Annotated in this window: 17 protein-coding genes; 8 read left to right on the forward strand and 9 right to left on the reverse strand. The window is 32.9% G+C overall.

The genetic code is table 11. The annotated features are described in order from the left end of the window. Positions 1-8: 8 nt before the first annotated feature. From AC2DGP_RS13940 to AC2DGP_RS13950, 3 genes are read right to left on the reverse strand one after another with little or no spacing between them, the layout of a single operon-like run. Positions 9-1,592, reverse strand: a complete 1,584-nt coding sequence (locus AC2DGP_RS13940) for a PspC domain-containing protein (RefSeq protein ID WP_484490673.1) — start codon at positions 1,590-1,592, stop codon at positions 9-11. A 1-nt stretch (position 1,593) separates the two neighbouring features. After that, positions 1,594-1,929, reverse strand: coding sequence for a PadR family transcriptional regulator (locus AC2DGP_RS13945; RefSeq protein ID WP_484490674.1), 336 nt, complete (start codon positions 1,927-1,929; stop codon positions 1,594-1,596). A gap of 11 nt (positions 1,930-1,940) precedes the next feature. Continuing rightward, positions 1,941-2,324: a DUF4870 domain-containing protein gene (locus AC2DGP_RS13950; protein ID WP_484490675.1), complete on the reverse strand. Its 384-nt coding sequence runs from the start codon at positions 2,322-2,324 to the stop codon at positions 1,941-1,943. 240 nt (positions 2,325-2,564) lie between these two features. Between AC2DGP_RS13950 and AC2DGP_RS13955 the strand changes: the two genes are divergently transcribed. From AC2DGP_RS13955 to AC2DGP_RS13965, 3 genes are read left to right on the forward strand one after another with little or no spacing between them, the layout of a single operon-like run. Continuing rightward, positions 2,565-3,020, forward strand: coding sequence for a DUF4442 domain-containing protein (locus AC2DGP_RS13955; protein ID WP_484490676.1), 456 nt, complete (start codon positions 2,565-2,567; stop codon positions 3,018-3,020). Then, positions 2,996-3,751 carry a hypothetical protein gene (locus tag AC2DGP_RS13960; protein WP_484490677.1) on the forward strand — a complete coding sequence of 252 codons (756 nt, stop codon included), beginning with the start codon at positions 2,996-2,998 and terminating at the stop codon, positions 3,749-3,751. Before AC2DGP_RS13955 ends, AC2DGP_RS13960 begins: the two co-directional genes overlap by 25 nt. A gap of 9 nt (positions 3,752-3,760) precedes the next feature. After that, on the forward strand, positions 3,761-4,558 hold the full coding sequence (locus tag AC2DGP_RS13965; RefSeq protein WP_484490678.1) for a TIGR00266 family protein: 798 nt from the start codon (positions 3,761-3,763) through the stop codon (positions 4,556-4,558). 95 nt (positions 4,559-4,653) lie between these two features. Here the strand turns inward: AC2DGP_RS13965 and AC2DGP_RS13970 are convergent, their stop codons facing one another. The 4 genes from AC2DGP_RS13970 to AC2DGP_RS13985 are packed head-to-tail and all read right to left on the reverse strand — an operon-like array spanning position 4,654 to position 6,646. After that, positions 4,654-5,361 (reverse strand): DUF4369 domain-containing protein, encoded by a 708-nt coding sequence (locus AC2DGP_RS13970; protein ID WP_484490679.1) that lies wholly within the window; start codon positions 5,359-5,361, stop codon positions 4,654-4,656. Between the two features lie 22 nt (positions 5,362-5,383). Further along, positions 5,384-6,193: an HAD family hydrolase gene (locus tag AC2DGP_RS13975; protein WP_484490680.1), complete on the reverse strand. Its 810-nt coding sequence runs from the start codon at positions 6,191-6,193 to the stop codon at positions 5,384-5,386. Between the two features lie 15 nt (positions 6,194-6,208). Further along, complete coding sequence (locus AC2DGP_RS13980; protein ID WP_484490681.1) at positions 6,209-6,382, reverse strand: DUF4177 domain-containing protein; 174 nt, start codon at positions 6,380-6,382, stop codon at positions 6,209-6,211. 24 nt (positions 6,383-6,406) lie between these two features. Continuing rightward, positions 6,407-6,646, reverse strand: coding sequence for a DUF1456 family protein (locus AC2DGP_RS13985; protein ID WP_484490682.1), 240 nt, complete (start codon positions 6,644-6,646; stop codon positions 6,407-6,409). Positions 6,647-6,706: 60 nt separating this feature from the next. Here AC2DGP_RS13985 and AC2DGP_RS13990 point away from each other — a divergent pair, with 60 nt between their 5' ends. Then, positions 6,707-7,399: a M15 family metallopeptidase gene (locus tag AC2DGP_RS13990; RefSeq protein WP_484490683.1), complete on the forward strand. Its 693-nt coding sequence runs from the start codon at positions 6,707-6,709 to the stop codon at positions 7,397-7,399. On the opposite strand, the gene AC2DGP_RS13995 is transcribed toward AC2DGP_RS13990, so the two are convergent. Both AC2DGP_RS13995 and AC2DGP_RS14000 read right to left on the reverse strand, forming a co-directional pair. Further along, positions 7,400-8,506 carry a DNA alkylation repair protein gene (locus AC2DGP_RS13995; RefSeq protein WP_484490684.1) on the reverse strand — a complete coding sequence of 369 codons (1,107 nt, stop codon included), beginning with the start codon at positions 8,504-8,506 and terminating at the stop codon, positions 7,400-7,402. Positions 8,507-8,574: 68 nt separating this feature from the next. Then, entirely contained in the window at positions 8,575-9,714 is a 1,140-nt protein-coding gene (locus AC2DGP_RS14000) for an acyl-CoA dehydrogenase (protein WP_484490685.1), read from the reverse strand. Positions 9,715-9,835: 121 nt separating this feature from the next. Between AC2DGP_RS14000 and AC2DGP_RS14005 the strand changes: the two genes are divergently transcribed. From AC2DGP_RS14005 to AC2DGP_RS14020, 4 genes are all read left to right on the forward strand, one after another. Then, positions 9,836-10,894 carry an anhydro-N-acetylmuramic acid kinase gene (locus AC2DGP_RS14005; RefSeq protein WP_484490686.1) on the forward strand — a complete coding sequence of 353 codons (1,059 nt, stop codon included), beginning with the start codon at positions 9,836-9,838 and terminating at the stop codon, positions 10,892-10,894. Between the two features lie 296 nt (positions 10,895-11,190). After that, entirely contained in the window at positions 11,191-12,660 is a 1,470-nt protein-coding gene (nhaB, locus tag AC2DGP_RS14010; protein ID WP_484490687.1) for a sodium/proton antiporter NhaB, read from the forward strand. 162 nt (positions 12,661-12,822) lie between these two features. Next, positions 12,823-13,512 (forward strand): MotA/TolQ/ExbB proton channel family protein, encoded by a 690-nt coding sequence (locus AC2DGP_RS14015; protein ID WP_484490688.1) that lies wholly within the window; start codon positions 12,823-12,825, stop codon positions 13,510-13,512. Between the two features lie 12 nt (positions 13,513-13,524). Next, positions 13,525-13,917 carry an ExbD/TolR family protein gene (locus AC2DGP_RS14020; protein ID WP_484490689.1) on the forward strand — a complete coding sequence of 131 codons (393 nt, stop codon included), beginning with the start codon at positions 13,525-13,527 and terminating at the stop codon, positions 13,915-13,917. Positions 13,918-13,940: the final 23 nt, after the last annotated feature.

The raw sequence follows: 13,940 nt of genomic DNA on the forward strand, positions 1-13,940 counted from the left end.
ATTGGTTTTTAGTTTCTGAATAATCTTTCATCACAATCAGTACATTCTAAACCAACAGGTCTCATGATGAAATGATGGTTTGGCAAGTCATTGCTAAAGATGTCTTGAGTAGTTTCAATATTTCCTAGAAAGCTTTTTGTAGAATTTGTAAAATGAATGGTTGTGTTTTTGGGTACTGCAATGGTTATGGCGATGTTTTGATTTTTATCAAGGCTGTTTTCAGGACTTAAAAAGTAACCATCCAATAGTATTGTTTTATCTTCAATAATATAATTATATTCTAGTTTTTCCGCATTCTGATTAGCAATATTTCTGTCTTTACCAACAGACATTCTCCTAACTTTTACAGAGGCAACATCTGTGTCATTGTATACTACATCTATGGATATGTTATTGCTATACAGTTTTCTGGTATCTTTATCATATACAAATTCTTGGTTGTTATCTTTTCTTAAAAGACTCTTATATAGGAGCTCTTCATTATTAATTAATTTAATTTTTAGAGTATCGTTTTCTTGATATGCAAACGGCGTTTCTTGTATTTTAAACCCTTTGAAAGCTTTTGCTGTACTATGTTCGATTCCGGTAAAAATTAGTGCTAACAAGGCGATAATCCAAATTCCTAATAGGGTTAATGATGTGGCTTTGCTCAATTGTTTTACTGAGGATGAAACGATTCTTAAGCCTAATAAAAATAAGATTAGAAAAGGAAATCCGATAGCGATAAAAATTAATGCTGCAAGCGTCCAATGTGGAATGATTGAGCCATGGATAAAAGAAGGTATAGAAGTGAAGTTGTGTGTCATTCCCATGAATTCTATACTTCCAAACGAAAAGGCTCCGATAACTAATACTAACAAAATTGCTGCGGCAACAAACATTAGAAGCACTCCAATAACTTTTCCAACAACATTAAATATTGCTAGTATTATTTTGCCTAAAGTGTCTAAAAAATTTTGAAAACCGGTTTTAGCCTTGCTGTAATCTGCATTTTTTATTTTGTCTCCCACATTGTTAAATTCGGTACGGATTTTTTTTTCAATATTATCGATGTTCACCGCTTCCCCTTCCATCTCAAGTTTTTCTGCCGTCGTTCTAGCTTCAGGTAAAAGAATCCATAAAATTATATAGATTGGAATTCCAAATCCGCCTGTGATCGTTAACAAAATAAATGCCAATCGAACCCAGATAGAATCAATACCAACATAGTGCCCGATTCCAGAAGCTACACCACCTAAAAATTTGTCCTCACTATCTCTGTAAAGTTTCTTAGTTGAACTAGCGCTAGTTCTATAATTATTTTTATGTTCGGTATATTCTTCAGTATGATCATCATAATCTTCAGGCTGCCCCATGATTTTTATAATGGCATTGATATCACTTTCATTAATTACCTGTCTTTGGTCTTTGATGGTTTCTGATAACAATTCACTTATTCTAGCCTCAATGTCTGCTATAATTTCATTTTTTCCTTGTGGATCATCACTTAAAGATCGTGCTATAGATTCTAAATATCCCTTTAAGATTTGATAGGCAAGTTCATCAATATGAAAAAAGAATCCGCCCAAATTTATGTTGATAGTTTTATTCATCTTATTTGTTTTTTTTGCTAGTAACGATTTGTACTGCGTTAGTTAGGTTGTTCCAGGTTGTGTTTAATTCCTTTAAAAAAAGGGCTCCGTTTTCAGTAAGTACATAATACTTTCTTGGTGGACCGGAGGTAGATTCTTCCCATCTGTAGCTTAGTAATCCTGCATTTTTAAGTCTTGTTAGTAATGGATAGATGGTTCCTTCTACTACAATCATTTCTGCATCTTTTAATGTGGAAAGAATTTCTGAGGTATAAGCATCTCCATTTTGTAATATGGAAAGAATACAATACTCTAGAACTCCTTTTCTCATCTGTGCTTTTGTGTTCTCTATCTTCATAAAAAGGATTTTTATTTTAAAAAATTAATTGTCATTGGATACTGGTAAGTTTCCCCTTTCTGTGCTTTTGAAGCAGCAATAATAATGAGACAAATACTCATTAACTCAAATACTCCATAGATTCCGAAAAATGGGACCATGTTTGGTGAAGCCTTAAAAAATAGAAAAACGAAAAATGAAATAATTAAACCAAATGCCAAAATACATTTATACAAGCCGAAGGTGATATTAAAGTTTACGGCCTCTTTTCCGTTGCTGTCTAAAAAGCTACTTTCAGTTTTTTGTGCTTTCCATAAGATCAACGGAATGATAACCCCTGCAAATGGAAATAGAAAACCTAACAAGGCTGAAATATGAATTAAAAATGCATTTGTTGCTTCTTTTACTACTGTCATATGGCGTCACTTTTATATATTGATGTGACAAATATATGTAAACATATAGTATTATGCAAAACATAGTACTGTTTGTTTTTTAATTTAGTAGCTTGTTTTTGAGAGGTTTTCCATGTTTAATGGTGTCTCTGTAAGTTTTATTTTTTATAATTTTTTTTCATTTTTTATTTGAAAGTTACTTTTTTATGGAAAAAGGAACTAAAATTAGTAGCTCATTTCTTTTTTTTTTAACTTACATAAATGAAATTTACCACTACAATTTTAAACCGTTTTGTGTTTTTTAAAATTCCTTCAGCGTACCTATCTGGTGTCAGGGTGAAAACTATTTCAGAAAATAGCATTACGGTAAAAGTCAGATACCAATGGATCAATCAGAATCCATTTAAGTCAATGTATTGGGCCACACAAGGAATGGCATCAGAATTGGCAACAGGGGTTCTAATGATGAGAAAGATATACGTGTCAGGAGAAAAGATTTCGATGCTTGTTGTTGGTCAAAAAGGAGAGTTTTTAAAAAAAGCAAAAGGGATAATTTATTTCGAATGTTCAGATGATGGTCGTATTCAGCAAGCGATTGAAAAAGCTGTTGAAACGGGCGAGGGACAACATTTGATTTTAGAGTCAAATGGAATTGATGAACAAGGAGATGTTGTGTCTAAATTTGAATATCAATGGAGTATAAAGTTAAAAAAATGAGGAGATTGACGGTGTTGCTTTTGTTGTTGTTAAGTATAAGTTGTTCTACGGAAGAGGAGCGGGGTTATGATAATTTACAAGAATATATAAATCTACATCCTTTAGATCGAGAAAATGATGTCATTGCTTGTGCGGCAAGTGCGAAAGACGGCTCAGGAAATACTTTAGTGTTTTTTTATCCTATTCCGGGCGCTACAGATTATCGTTGTTTTGAAACAAATGATTTAGAAGGAGGGAAAGAAAACTTATTATTATACAGGGAGGTAGATTTTCCATTGGAACCCGTTTTTAATGGGTATCTCCAGAGGTTTGTTCGTGATTCTTCTAACGAAATCTTTTGCATTGTGACTTATTTAGTGAATGGGGAATTGAGAACTTCACAACCCATTCGATTGAAACAACAAACCAAACCAACAGAATGGTCCCAGGAGGTGTCGATTGATTTTGAACAGAATGCACAACCCAAATTTTCTTGGTTAGATGGGCAAATAGATGAGAATGTTATTTATTTTCAGGTGATTACGGATAGTCAAAGTAATTTGTTATCTGGTACTTACACCTATGAAAAAATGTTTACCTATTACCATTTGGATAATGTTGTTTTGAATGTTACTAGAGAGGAGCCGCCAGAACTTTTGTTAAACAATAGTTATAGTTTTACTATGATGGGAGTGAGTGTTGATAATTGGGTTAATTTGGTGATTCAAAATGATTTTCTAATACCTAATTAAAAAATAAATATGAGCGCACACGTTATCGATTACAAAATTGAAGGAGAAGAAATGCAATTTGTTGAAATTGAATTGGATCCTCAAGAGAGTGTTATTGCAGAATCTGGAAGTTTTATGATGATGGATTCGGGAATTTCAATGTCTACAATATTTGGTGATGGATCTGGTCAGTCCGAAGGGGTGCTTGGTAAATTGTTTTCTGCAGGGAAAAGATTACTTACTGGAGAGAGTTTATTTATGACTGTTTTTACCAATACAGAATTTGGTAAAAAACATGTTTCTTTTGCATCTCCTTACCCAGGAAAAATTATTCCTATTGATTTGTCTAGAAATCAAGGAAAGTTTATTTGTCAGAAAGACGCGTTTTTATGTGCAGCAAAAGGAGTTGCGATAGGTATTGAACTCTCTAAAAAATTAGGAAGAGGACTTTTTGGTGGTGAAGGATTTATCATGCAAAAATTAGAAGGAGACGGAATGGCGTTTGTTCATGCAGGTGGAACTATCACAAAGAAAACATTGTTGCCAGGTGAAATACTGAAGGTAGATACTGGATGCTTGGTTGGTTTTACGGAATCAGTTCATTATGATATTGAATTTGTTGGTGGTATAAAAAATTCTCTTTTTGGAGGAGAAGGTTTGTTTTTTGCAAGTTTGCAAGGACCGGGAGAGGTGTATATTCAATCATTACCTTTTAGCAGACTTGCCAATAGAGTTTTGTCAATGGCGCCAAGAACAGGAGGGAAATCTCAAGGAGAGGGAAGTATTTTAGGAGGTATTGGTGATTTGCTAGATGGAGATAACCGTTGATAGTAAAATAGTCGAAGGACGGTACGAAAAGAAATACGAGCATAAAAAAAGGGAACGTTAAAATGTGTTCCCTTTTTTTATTGGTTCTAATTGTATTATTCTTCCGTAGAAGATTTTATTTTTTCAATGAAAGAATTTAATTCTTTACCATATCGAGAGTTTTTAATCTCAAGACTTAGAGAGTTGTTAATCGTATCTAAATATTTAACATTGGCATTGTTCAATACACTTAAGGCTAAATAAGGAGCAACTTCTGAGTCGGTGTTGTTTAACGCAAAGTTTATAGTATATAAATATTTTTTGCGCAATAACGTTTTTGATTCTTTAGCTATTTTATCTATTTTTTCTTGGTTTTTATCCTTGATCGCGTCAAAATTTGCTTTGATCATTTCCAAGTTTTTGTTTTGAAAACGAGATGCAATAATATTGTACTGATCTAAAATTTCTTGATTTTTAGATCCAGAAATTTTTGCATGTAAAAGAAAGTTATCCAAACTGGTGTTGATTGTAATCTCCCCAGGTTCGCCAAAAAAAGGAATCGATTTTTCGCTGTCTTTGTTCAAAGAAAGAAAATGCAATTGAGAAGAGTTGTTGTTTGAATTCAATTCATAAAGTCCTGTTCCTTTTACATAGGTAGAATCAATTGTCGATAAAATACCGTTATCAATTTTTTGAAGAAATAAAGTCCCTTTTTTTAACCCTTTTACTTCTCCTTTTACTACCATAGTATTTTTGTTTGGCTTCTTGTCACAAGACACAAACAATGCAGCAGTTAAGAATGAGATGATAATTAGGTTTTTCATATTGGTTTAGTTTAGTTATGTTTTACAAATGTTTCGCAATAGCTTTTGCAACTCCGTTATTATGGTTGGTGTCAGTAACGTCATCTGCAATCGCTAACACTTCTTCTTTAGCATTTTTAACAGCGACACCCATTTTAACGGCTTTCAGCATTTCAATATCGTTATAATTATCACCAAAAGCAATACAATTTTCAAGAGATAAATTGTTGTAACTGTTTTTTAGTAAGGTGTTGATACCCGTAAGCTTAGAGATTTCTTTGTTTGCAATTTCTATATAGGTATCTTTAGATCTGTATAAATGAAGTTCATCAGGGTATGCTAAAGTAAGACTTTCCATTACCTTATCAAGTTCTTCCTTATCTCCCATACACATTACTTTGTGCGCGCCTTTATTGTTGGTTTTCCAGTCAACTAAAACTTCTTCGATAGGCTTAATAGTAGGCGTAACTTTGGTGTTGTTTTCTTCTCTTTTTGCCCAAAAATCCATTCCTTCAACGTACCAGTCGTCATTATTGTATAAACTTATATGGAATTTTTTTTCAGTATTCAATCCGGCAATTACCTCTAAAATGGAATGCTCAATTTCTGTAGAATGTATGCTTTTATTGTCTACTAATACAAGCCCTCCATTATAACAAATGATAGGAGTGTTTTTTATATTCAAGTCATCTTGAATATGATACATTGCGCTTGGCATTCTTGAAGAAATTAGAACAAACGGAATGTTGTTTTTTGAAATTCTAGCAACTTCTGTTTTTAGCGCTTCTGAAGGAATTCGTTCTTTGCTTAATAAAGTTCCATCAATGTCTGTAAAGGCAATTTTAAGGCTCATATTTATTTGTAATTGTTAGTTCTGTGTTTCTTCCTTGTCTCTTTCTAGAATAGCCTTTACAACACCACGATGTACAAATGAGTTGACCACGCGCCATCCCGTTTTTGCATAGCTATTCAATAGGTTTTCAAAGTCTGCATCCTTTTTAATAGGCGTGCTTTTTTGTTTTATGAATTTGTATTCTTTCATGATTATTAAGTTTAGAGTCGTGGGTTATTTATTCGTTTTTTTGGGAGGCATCGGACCTCTCTTATGTATGATTAAGCCATTTAAAAAATTACGTAAAAATTGATCTTTACACTCCATGTATTTAGGATGGTCTTCATTTCTATACAAAGCGTTTATTTCACTTTTGGTAACCTTGAAATTTACCAATCCCATGATATCTACAATATCGGTGTCTTTTAATTGAAGCGCTACTCTTAATTTTTTTAAGATGTCGTTATTTGTCATAATTCTTAATTGAAATGCAAATATAGTTAATTAGATTTGTAGGTATTCAAATTTATATTGATGAAAGCACCTAACTTTAATTATAGGATTATTTGCCTTTTTTTGATTCTTTTTTCGGGATGTACAATCACTGCGCAGAAAAATAGACCGAATGGTTTCAAGGAAATAAAATTAGAAATTCCTGATGCTTTATTGGAGATAAGATATTTTGGTAATCATAATTTTATAGGTAAACCAATACATGGCTATAATGCGCCAATAGCCATTCTTTCTAGTGAAGCGATAAATCGATTAGTAGAGGTTCAAAAAGAATTAAAAGAAAAAGGGTTGGGGCTGAAAATATATGATGCTTATCGGCCTCAAAGAGCAGTTGACCATTTTGTAGCTTGGGCAAAAAATGAACAGGATACATTGATGAAAGTTGAGTTTTATCCTAATGTTCGCAAAAAAGATTTATTTAAACTACAGTATATAGCGGCTAGATCAGGGCATACTCGTGGGAGTACTGTTGATCTGACTTTAGTAAATATAAAAACTCAAAAAGAATTGGATATGGGAAGTCCATATGATTTTTTTTGTAAAATTTCTTGGCCTGATGCTACCTCTATATCGGAAAAACAACATAAAAATAGAATGCTTTTGAGAAATGTTATGTTAGGTCATGGTTTCAAACCTTATAAATGTGAGTGGTGGCATTTTACTTTAAAAGAAGAACCTTATCCAGATACCTATTTTAATTTTCCGGTAGAATAATTAAGTTAAAAGTTCAAAAGTTTTGGATTCCATTTCCACTCCATTAATAACCAAACTTATTTTATGTATGCCAGTGTAATATTTTCGGGTACTAATAATTTTAAAAGAATGTCTTCTGTTATAGTCAAGAGTTTCATTTGTCGCTATTTCTCTTTCTGATATTTTAAATATTTTTTTAGAAAGGGAGCCGTTGGAAAGTAAAAAATGAATAAAGTATTCTAATCTAACTTTTTGGTATTTCTTGCTACTATTAGAAATAGAAAACTCAAAGTTTAGGTATGTGCCAATAGCAACTTTATTTGATTTAAGTTTTATGGAACTCACATCGAAGTTATTGATGTCTCCATATCCGAAAAGTTGCAGTGCCTTTGTGTCTCCTTTTTTCAAAAGAGTTCGTGCTGCATGTTTTACCAACCAGTTCCTATCGTCAGTATACCCATACCATTGATATAAAAGTTTTAGGATTGCATCTGGATGTTCTTTTGAAATGTCATTGATGTTGTTAGCAACACTTCTTCTTACATATAAAGAAGGGTCATCTTTTAAATTGTCTAAAATAGGATATATTGGGCTTGGGTCCTTTTTTAAATAGGGTAGTCCCATTCCCCATGGCAACCTTGGACGGCAACCTTCAGATGCCAATCTTCTTACGGAAGCATGTTTATGATTGCTCCATTCTTTTAATTTTTCAAAAGTTTCTTTAGGATATTTTAGTAAAAATGGCCTAATCGCAAATTCACAACTGGCTAAAACCGTAACTTTTTCAATGGCCGCGAAGGAGGTTTTCAATTCAGGTAAACCATAGACTTCAATATAATCGCATAAAACGAGATATTCAAAAGTGTCTTGTTTGTTTTGGTTTATTCTGATATCCTCTGAAATTGCAGTGATCAGTTGTAAATTTTCAATTGTGTTTTCTGAAAGTTGACCATGAATGGCCGCAGCAATATGTTTGATTCTGGGTTTGAGTTCTAAATGAATCCAGTTTTCATCAAAAATAAATTTTAAAAATTGTTCTGAATCAAAGTTTTCAATATGGTTTTCACAAATTTTTGAGAAAGGCATAACAAATTGTTCATTGAACATGTTTTTTAATGGTTCCGCCATGGTTTCATTTAAAATTTTGAAGATTCTTTTTTTTAGGCTTGAATTGATCTTTTATGTTGCTTGCTTCTTTATTTTAAAACCGATCTAGAAATCACAATTTTCTGAATTTCAGAAGTACCCTCATAGATTTGAGTAATTTTTGCATCACGCATCATTCTTTCTACATGGTATTCTTTTACAAAACCATAGCCGCCATGTATCTGAACCGCCTCTGTTGTTATTTTCATAGAGCTATCAGCGCAATATAATTTAGCCATAGAGCTTGATAGGTCGTAATTCAAGCCTTGGTCTTTGTCCCAAGCAGCTTTTAGACATAAAAACCTTCCTGCTTCAATTTCAACTGCCATATCAGCAAGTTTGAATGCTATTGCTTGGTGTTTGCTAATTTCTTTACCAAAGGCTTTACGCTCTTTACTATATTGTAAAGACAATTCATAAGCTCCAGAAGAAATTCCAAGTGCCTGGGCGGCAATTCCAATTCTTCCTCCTGAAAGTGTTTCCATGGCAAATCTAAATCCAAAGCCATCTTCGCCAATTCTATTTTCTTTCGGAACTTTTACATCTGTAAAAAGTAACGAGTGTGTATCAGAACCTCGAATTCCTAATTTATTTTCTTTTTTACCAACCTTAAAACCTGGTGTGTCCTTTTCTACAATAAAAACATTAATTCCTTTATGGGCTTTTGAAATATCAGTTTGTGCAACAACTAAATAAATACTTGCGTTCCCTCCATTTGTAATCCAGTTTTTTACACCGTTTAATAGATAATGATCTCCCTTGTCAATTGCTGTGGTTTTTTGAGAAGTAGCATCGCTACCAGCTTCTGGTTCACTTAAACAAAAAGCACCAAGAACTTCGCCACTGGCTAAAGGTTTCAGATATTTTTGTTTTTGCTCCTCTGTTCCATATTTTTCCAATCCCCAGCATACTAATGAGTTGTTTGCCGACATAGCAACTCCTGCCGAGGCATCAATTTTAGAGATTTCTTCAATCGCAAGTACGTATGAAATTGTATCCATCCCGCTTCCTCCGTATTCAGGAGATACCATCATTCCCATAAGGCCAAGTTCTCCCATTTTTTTTATTTGTTCATGTGGGAAAGTTTGAGTTTCATCACGTTCAATCACACCGGGTAATAATTCTGATTTGGCAAAATCTCTTGCCGCATCTCTAATCATGATATGTTCTTCTGATAATTGAAAGTTCATAAGCGCTGTTTTTATTTTAGAAAATTCAATATAGTAATTTTTAGAGGTGCATTTAATTTTTAAATCATAATTTTTATCTCAATCAATGTAAAAAACTACATTTGTTTAGGAACTTAAAATTATGCAGAAAACGATTTACGGTATAGGTGTTATGTCAGGTACTTCTCTTGACGGTGTAGATGTAGTGTATGTGAAATTTAAAAATACAGAAACATACGATTATGAAATTGTTCATTGTAAAACCTTTGCTTATTCTAAGTTATGGGTCACATCGTTGAAGGCAGCCTTTGATAAAAAACCAGAGGAGTTAAAAGATTTAGATATTTCTTTAGGAGTTTATTTTGGTGAGGTCATAAATGAATTCATCGATTTATATGAAATACCACATGTAGACATCGTTGCGTCACATGGCCATACCATTTTTCATAAACCAGAGGAAGGGTTCACTTTGCAGATTGGTTCTGGTGACGAAATAGCGAAAGTAACAGGCTGCAAGGTGGTTTATGATTTTAGAACTCAGGATGTGCAACTTGGGGGACAGGGGGCTCCTTTGGTGCCTATCGGTGATGTATATTTGTTTTCAAAATATGATTTTTGTTTGAATTTAGGTGGTTTTGCAAATGTTTCATTTGATCAAAATGGAATAAGAAAAGCATTTGATATTTGTCCTGTGAACATCGTTATGAATTATTATATGAATAGTATAGGGCAGGAGTATGATGACAAAGGTAGCTTGGCAAGTACTGGAAAAATTAATGAAGCTTTATTGGGCCAATTAAATAATGACCCGTTTTATGCATTAGATCATCCGAAATCATTAGGATTCGAATTTGTGCATAATGAGGTAATACCTCTTTTGGATCGTTTTCAACTTCCCTTGCAGGATTTGCTGCGAACTTTTGTGGAGCATATTGCCATGCAATTGACCGCCGTAATAAAGGGAAGAAATGAGTCTCAAATTTTGGTAACTGGTGGTGGTGCCTATAATGAGTTTTTAATAAATAGGTTGAGAGCGTTGACTAATTACGATTGGATAATTCCGACTCGTGAATTGGTAGAATATAAAGAAGCTTTAATTTTTACCTTGTTAGGGGTATTAAGAATTCAAGGCAAGGTGAATTGTTTAAAAAGTGTAACGGGGGCAAAAAAAGACCATAGCAGTGGACAAGTTTCCGGATAAGGTTTTATGTCTTTTTTTTGTGTTGTAAGCTGCTAAAAGTTCGTTTTGTTTATTGATATTTGGTTTTTGTTTGAAAAAATGTAACGTATTTAGTTTTTTGTTGCGTAATGTATAAAGATTAAAAATAAATATTTATAATTTTTTAGGGACTTAATAAGATAGTTTTTAAAATTGTCTTGTAATTTTTATCAAAATCATTATTTTGTGTAACGAAATGCATTGCGTAAAGAAAACCTTTTAAAAATGGGGTTAGCTTGATAGAATTTAGTAGTTTAGGCGTTCAAAAATTAACTATTATGTTCAAAAATTTTTTAGGTTCTAGCCCGTCATGGTTCAAAATTACCATGATCTTCTTTTTAATTGTTAACATTCCAATATATTTTGTTAGTCCAACAGTATCTGCTTGGGTATTTATTGGAGAATTTATTTTTACGTTAGCGATGGCGCTAAAATGTTATCCACTTCAATCAGGTGGATTGTTAGCGATTCAAGTATTATTGTTAGGATTAACAACTCCGCATAATGCCTATCATGAGGTAGATCAAAACTTAGAAGTTGTTTTGTTACTTGTATTTATGGTTGCAGGGATTTATTTTATGAAACCTTTATTGATGTATATCTTCAGTAAAATCTTTTCTAAAATTAAATCTAAGGTTGCTTTATCTTTATTATTTGTTTTTATGTCGGCTGTATTGTCAGCGTTTCTTGATGCCCTAACAGTAACTGCGGTATTGATTAGTGTAGCAGTTGGTTTTTATGGAGTATATCATAAAATACACTCAGGATCTACGGATTATGATGGAGACGGTGTGATAGATAAAACACAATTGAGTGGTGAAAATTTAGAACAGTTTAGAAGTTTCTTAAGAAGTTTAATCATGCACGGTGTGGTAGGTACTGCATTAGGAGGAGTTTGTACTTTGGTAGGAGAACCTCAAAACTTATTGATTGGAGAAAGAATGGGATGGGATTTTATTGAATTCTTTTTCCAAATGGGACCTATTACAATACCAGTTTTGTTATTCGGATTACTAACAACTGTATTGTTAGAGTTAACTGGATGGTTTGGTTTTGGTGCTAAAAGACCCGCTATTGTAAACCAAATTATTGATGGCTATACTCAAGCTGAAGATGAAAAGAGAACAGAAAAAGAAAAATACGCTTTAATTGTTCAAGGGGTTGCAGCTGTTTTATTAATTATTGGATTGGCAACGCATGCTGCACCAGTTGGGTTTATCGGATTAGGATTAATTGTTTTTCAAACAGCATTTATGGGAATCATTGAAGAACATGCATTAGGACATGCCTTTGAAGAAGCATTACCATTTACAGGTTTGATTGTAGTGTTCTTTGTAATTGTTGCAATGATCCATGATCAACATTTATTTACACCTATTATCAACTGGGCATTGAATCAAGATCCAGATGCACAACCTGGTTTGTTTTACCTAGCAAACGGTGTATTATCTGCAATTAGTGATAATGTATTTGTGGCAACGGTTTATATCAGTGAAGTTCAGGCAGCGTTTGAAGCAGGTCAGATTGATAGAGAGCATTTTGAAAAATTAGCAATTGCAATTAACACGGGTACAAATTTACCAAGTGTTGCAACGCCAAATGGTCAAGCAGCTTTCTTGTTTTTATTGACATCTTCTTTGGCTCCGTTGATTAACTTATCATATGGTACGATGGTGAAAATGGCTTTACCTTATACAATTGTATTAGGTGGTGTTGGTTATGTAATGGTAAATCTAGTATTACATTAGAATCAAAAAAATATTTAAAAATAAAAGGAGCTATTCATAAGAATGGCTCCTTTTTTGTTGCGCTACATTTTAAGTACGAATATTTCTGAATTTATTAAATCAAAAACAATTTACTATTCGTATTTTCGTTTTCTTTAAATACCTAATAAAAAATAATTGAATATGTTATCATTGTTTCAAGAGGCTGTTGTAGACGCTGAAGAGTTAATTTCGGAAGAAAAAACATTATCGATCTATAAATTAATTATGGAAGGTGGCGTAGGTGGTCAGATTATAATTGCCATTTTATTTGTGTTACTTGCGGTAACTCTATATATCTATTTTGAAAGATTTTTTGCAATAAAAGCCGCTAGTAAAATTGATAAAGATTTTATGAATCAAATAAAAGATCATGTTGCCAATGGTAATTTAGAGGCTGCAAAATCTTTATGCTCAAATGTAGAAACTCCTGTTGCTAGTTTGATTGAAACGGGCATTTCAAGAATAGGTAAACCATTAGAGGATATCAATACAGCAATTGAAAATGCAGGTAAGTTAGAAGTTTATAAACTAGAAAGTAATGTAAGTGTAGTTGCAACTATTGCTGGTGCAGCACCGATGATTGGTTTTTTAGGAACGGTAATCGGAATGATTATCTCTATTCATGAAATTGCAAATGCAGGTGGACAAATAGATATTAAGTTATTAGCTGATGGTTTATATACAGCAATGACTACGACTGTTGGTGGTCTGATAGTAGGGATTATATCCTATATTTCATACAATCATCTGGTTGTTAAAACAGATAAGGTTGTTTATCAAATGGAAGCTAAGACTGTTGAATTTATGGACTTATTGAATGAACCTGTATAAAACTTGTAACAAATGAATATACAAGGTAGAAATAAAGTAGACCCAAGCTTCAATATGTCGTCCATGACGGATATTGTTTTTTTATTGTTGATCTTTTTTATGTTGACATCGACATTAGTAACGGTTAACGCGATTGATGTGATCTTGCCAAAGGCAGGTGGGAAAACGGAAAATAAAGGAACTATTGCCGTTTCCATTACGAAAGATGCTAAGTTTTTTATGGATGGAACTGAAGTTTCTGAATTGAATTTGGAAAGTGCAATAAAAAAAGAGTTTTCTGCAGATGATGGAAAAACCTTAGTGATTCGAGGTGATCAAGAGGTTTCGTATAAAAAAATTATGCATGTAATTGATATTGCAAACAGAAATAAAATTAAGATGATACTTGCCGTAAAAGGGATGTAATTTTTATATGAGATATTTAGAAA

It is taken from the genome of Flavicella sp. IMCC45537 (assembly GCF_057197705.1).

Excerpts from the sequence above, each read along its gene's own strand:
- AC2DGP_RS13940 (WP_484490673.1), bottom strand. The coding sequence starts at position 1,592 with ATGAATAAAACTATCAACATAAATTTGGGCGGATTCTTTTTTCATATT.
- AC2DGP_RS13945 (WP_484490674.1), bottom strand. The coding sequence starts at position 1,929 with ATGAAGATAGAGAACACAAAAGCACAGATGAGAAAAGGAGTTCTAGAG.
- AC2DGP_RS13950 (WP_484490675.1), bottom strand. The coding sequence starts at position 2,324 with ATGACAGTAGTAAAAGAAGCAACAAATGCATTTTTAATTCATATTTCA.
- AC2DGP_RS13955 (WP_484490676.1), top strand. The coding sequence starts at position 2,565 with ATGAAATTTACCACTACAATTTTAAACCGTTTTGTGTTTTTTAAAATT.
- AC2DGP_RS13960 (WP_484490677.1), top strand. The coding sequence starts at position 2,996 with ATGGAGTATAAAGTTAAAAAAATGAGGAGATTGACGGTGTTGCTTTTG.
- AC2DGP_RS13965 (WP_484490678.1), top strand. The coding sequence starts at position 3,761 with ATGAGCGCACACGTTATCGATTACAAAATTGAAGGAGAAGAAATGCAA.
- AC2DGP_RS13970 (WP_484490679.1), bottom strand. The coding sequence starts at position 5,361 with ATGAAAAACCTAATTATCATCTCATTCTTAACTGCTGCATTGTTTGTG.
- AC2DGP_RS13975 (WP_484490680.1), bottom strand. The coding sequence starts at position 6,193 with ATGAGCCTTAAAATTGCCTTTACAGACATTGATGGAACTTTATTAAGC.
- AC2DGP_RS13980 (WP_484490681.1), bottom strand. The coding sequence starts at position 6,382 with ATGAAAGAATACAAATTCATAAAACAAAAAAGCACGCCTATTAAAAAG.
- AC2DGP_RS13985 (WP_484490682.1), bottom strand. The coding sequence starts at position 6,646 with ATGACAAATAACGACATCTTAAAAAAATTAAGAGTAGCGCTTCAATTA.
- AC2DGP_RS13990 (WP_484490683.1), top strand. The coding sequence starts at position 6,707 with ATGAAAGCACCTAACTTTAATTATAGGATTATTTGCCTTTTTTTGATT.
- AC2DGP_RS13995 (WP_484490684.1), bottom strand. The coding sequence starts at position 8,506 with ATGGCGGAACCATTAAAAAACATGTTCAATGAACAATTTGTTATGCCT.
- AC2DGP_RS14000 (WP_484490685.1), bottom strand. The coding sequence starts at position 9,714 with ATGAACTTTCAATTATCAGAAGAACATATCATGATTAGAGATGCGGCA.
- AC2DGP_RS14005 (WP_484490686.1), top strand. The coding sequence starts at position 9,836 with ATGCAGAAAACGATTTACGGTATAGGTGTTATGTCAGGTACTTCTCTT.
- nhaB (WP_484490687.1), top strand. The coding sequence starts at position 11,191 with ATGTTCAAAAATTTTTTAGGTTCTAGCCCGTCATGGTTCAAAATTACC.
- AC2DGP_RS14015 (WP_484490688.1), top strand. The coding sequence starts at position 12,823 with ATGTTATCATTGTTTCAAGAGGCTGTTGTAGACGCTGAAGAGTTAATT.
- AC2DGP_RS14020 (WP_484490689.1), top strand. The coding sequence starts at position 13,525 with ATGAATATACAAGGTAGAAATAAAGTAGACCCAAGCTTCAATATGTCG.